The 2,924-nt window shown below is 40.5% G+C and carries 3 protein-coding genes; all 3 read right to left on the bottom strand.

All coding sequences use genetic code 11. From position 1 onward, the window contains the following. Nucleotides 1-1,346: sigma 54-interacting transcriptional regulator (locus tag L7E55_RS17420; protein ID WP_277445632.1), on the bottom strand; the 1,346-nt coding region annotated here is incomplete at its 3' end. 214 nt (nt 1,347-1,560) lie between these two features. Then, nucleotides 1,561-1,725, bottom strand: a complete 165-nt coding sequence (locus L7E55_RS17415) for a hypothetical protein (protein ID WP_277445631.1) — start codon at nt 1,723-1,725, stop codon at nt 1,561-1,563. A 157-nt stretch (nt 1,726-1,882) separates the two neighbouring features. Continuing rightward, nucleotides 1,883-2,924, bottom strand: a 1,042-nt coding sequence (locus L7E55_RS17410; RefSeq protein WP_277445630.1) for an SLC13 family permease, incomplete at its 5' end; no start/stop codon positions are given.

The following is a 2,924-nucleotide window of genomic DNA, read 5'->3' as shown; positions in this document are numbered from 1 at the left end:
CCTACCCTGCGGACCTCTTTTTCCTGAATTACCCTTAAAAGCTTTGCCTGTACATCCAGGGGCATTTCACCGATTTCATCAAGAAATATCGTTCCCCCGTGCGCTAGTTCAAAAAGACCGGCCTTGCCTCCTTTGCGGGCGCCTGTAAAAGCTCCCTCCGAGTACCCGAAAAGCTCGCTTTCCAATAGTGTACCAGGAATAGCCGCACAATTAATGGCCAAAAAAGGTTTTGTTTTTCTCTTTGAAGCGACGTGAATGCTTTGGGCAAACAGCTCTTTTCCTGTACCACTTTCCCCCATAATTAAAACCGTTTCATCAGTTTGAGCGAATTTCCGGGCTAATTCAATAGTTGAACGAATTGCATAGCTTTCCCCTTTAATGTCATTAAAATTATACCTAATCCCGGTCTTATCTTCGGAAAGCTGCCTTCTTATTTTTTCTTCGAGTTCCTGGATTTCTTGAGCTGGTTGGATTGTTGCTACAACACCGGAGATTTCTTCCTTTTTATTTAAAACAGGTACTCTATTAACAACTACCTCAGAGTTTTCAAAACTAATAATTTCACCAAAAGTTGCTTCTTTTGTTAACAATGTCTCCTGCAACTTAATAGTTTGTAGAACATTTTTAATGTTACACCCCAAAACATCTTCTGTTTTAAAATTAAAAATTTTTTCGGCAGCCTTGTTAAATAAGGTTATTACACCTTTTTCATCAGTAGCGATGATCCCTTCATGAGTCAAATCTAAAATAGTTTGTAACCTGTAAGCCTCCTTTTTTTCTACCCGCCTTGCCATGGCTAGTTCCCGCGCTGCTTCCATAGCGTCTATAATATAGTCCTTATTCATATTCACTTGTTCAGTAATAAATCCTAAAGATGACGCTAATTGACAAACTAACCCCCCACCTACAATCACCATGTCGGAACCTTTTAACTGTTCAAGAAGGTGTTCTAGATGGTTGTGATTATTAAAAATAATGGTTTTTAAATTGAAACCCATAACTTTCCTTATTTCATCTAATCCTTTAGGCAAGGCTCTGTAAGAGAACAGTGTCATATTGGGGCCATATTTTTGTGAGGCTCGAGCTAGCGGCAAAAAAATATCAAAATTATTTTCTGGAATCGAAATAACAGGTAAACTTGTGTGTTCCTTTATGAACACAGAGTTTCCCCGGGTAGTGACCAGGGTTTCGACTCCTTTTTCTTCAAATATTTTTAAGCCGTGCAATGATTTTTCCAAGGCACCTTCATTAATTAATAATTTAACGCCCGGCAGACTTATTTGACGGCATATAGATGTTAATTCAGCATGGGTAGATATTACCCCAATTAACACTGGACTTCCCATAAAGGCCTCCTAGTGAACAATTCATTTATCTTGAATTCGTGATAATTCTGAAATAATCACCTTCACTTGAAGTAATTATAACCTTTATAAAGAATAAAAGGAATCAATTTAATGGTCCCTAGGCTCAAATTATCCAATTTATGTTATATGGTTGTTATGATCATAATGCTTTGTGTTAGGGCTTTGAGTTGTATATGCGTCAACATTTACCGTACTACTCAAAGCCCTTCTCATATTCCCCCCATTCTTGTAACAGGCAAGCCGCCAGGCCGAAAGATCCACATACCCAAAGCAGCGGCTGCCGTTGCCAGTAAATAATGGCCTGTGGTGCTAAACCAGCAAACGGCTTGACTATTCCAATAATTAAGCTGATTAACACAAATGATAAAACTCCTAATATTCTAAATTTTTAAAGGAATTATACCCCTTCTCACATGATTATTACAGGGAGTAGTGCCTAACCGCCTCCACACCACCGTATGTGCTGTCCGGTATAGCAGTTCATCATGATGAACCTACTAGTGATTATCTCCACTTTAGTTAAATATTTTAAATAAACCAAAGTAGGACCCAACAGTCATGAAAATTAGTCCTGCCACAGAAATTCCAAATAAGGTTACGAATAGCTTATGCTCCTCTTTTTGGCTTGGATTAAATGTAGATCCATATGCTGCCATGATCAGAGCGCCTGCTGTTGACAATGGACTCATGCCTGCATTTTGGGAAGTATTAACTAATGCAGAAATCATTTCCGTTGCAGTAATATTTTGAGGGTTGCCTAGGGTAGCAAGAATATCCTTGACGGTGGGAATCATTGTGGGCATTACGACCCCCGATGTTGAACTAAAAAAAGTCATAATACCACTCGTTAGGGCTAAAATCGGCGTGGCCGTACTTTCATTCATTAAGGAACCTAAGAAAGCAGCCATCATTTTAATGCCCTGTAACTTAATAACCACGTCCATCAAGACGTTTACCCCGGCTACCATCACCAGTATTCCCCAAGGAATACCAGAGACAGCTTGCTTCTCGTCCGCAACCCTAAGGAAAGTCAACACCCCTGCAGTTAAAAAGGCCATCAGACCAATATTGAATTTACCAAAAATCACTAATACAACCATAACTGCGATACCTGCAAGGGTAATTATCTGATTTCTGTTGAACTTCGGCAGATCGTCCATTTTAAAAGGTGCGTCCGTATCAATTTTATACGCTTTGAAAAAGAAGTACATGACAATGCCAAACAAGGTATATGACAGCAGGGAGTTAAAGAAGAAAGGTATACCGATATCGGTAAACCCTGATTTGGCCGCCAGATTAATCGCAATAATCCCTGATGGAGCGATAGGGGAAAGACCCCCTGCTGCCGCACCTGATACTGCAATGGGCACCAGCTTAAGGGGATTTATCTTCATCTGGGCAGCCAGGGCCATACTGAACATGGCCATCAAAGCCATAACAGGTATAGATCCTGGTCCAATTGCCGCGAGAAAGATGCCCAAAATATAAAGTACTACCGGGATAAGCTTTGCCCGCTTCCCTGCCAGAGCCACAGCCTTTTTGGCAAAGAGCTCCAGG

The organism is Pelotomaculum isophthalicicum JI (genome assembly GCF_029478095.1).
GTDB classification, from domain to species: domain Bacteria; phylum Bacillota; class Desulfotomaculia; order Desulfotomaculales; family Pelotomaculaceae; genus Pelotomaculum_D; species Pelotomaculum_D isophthalicicum.
Note: the sequence above shows the minus strand (reverse complement) of the source record. Positions and strands in the feature narration are given on the sequence as shown.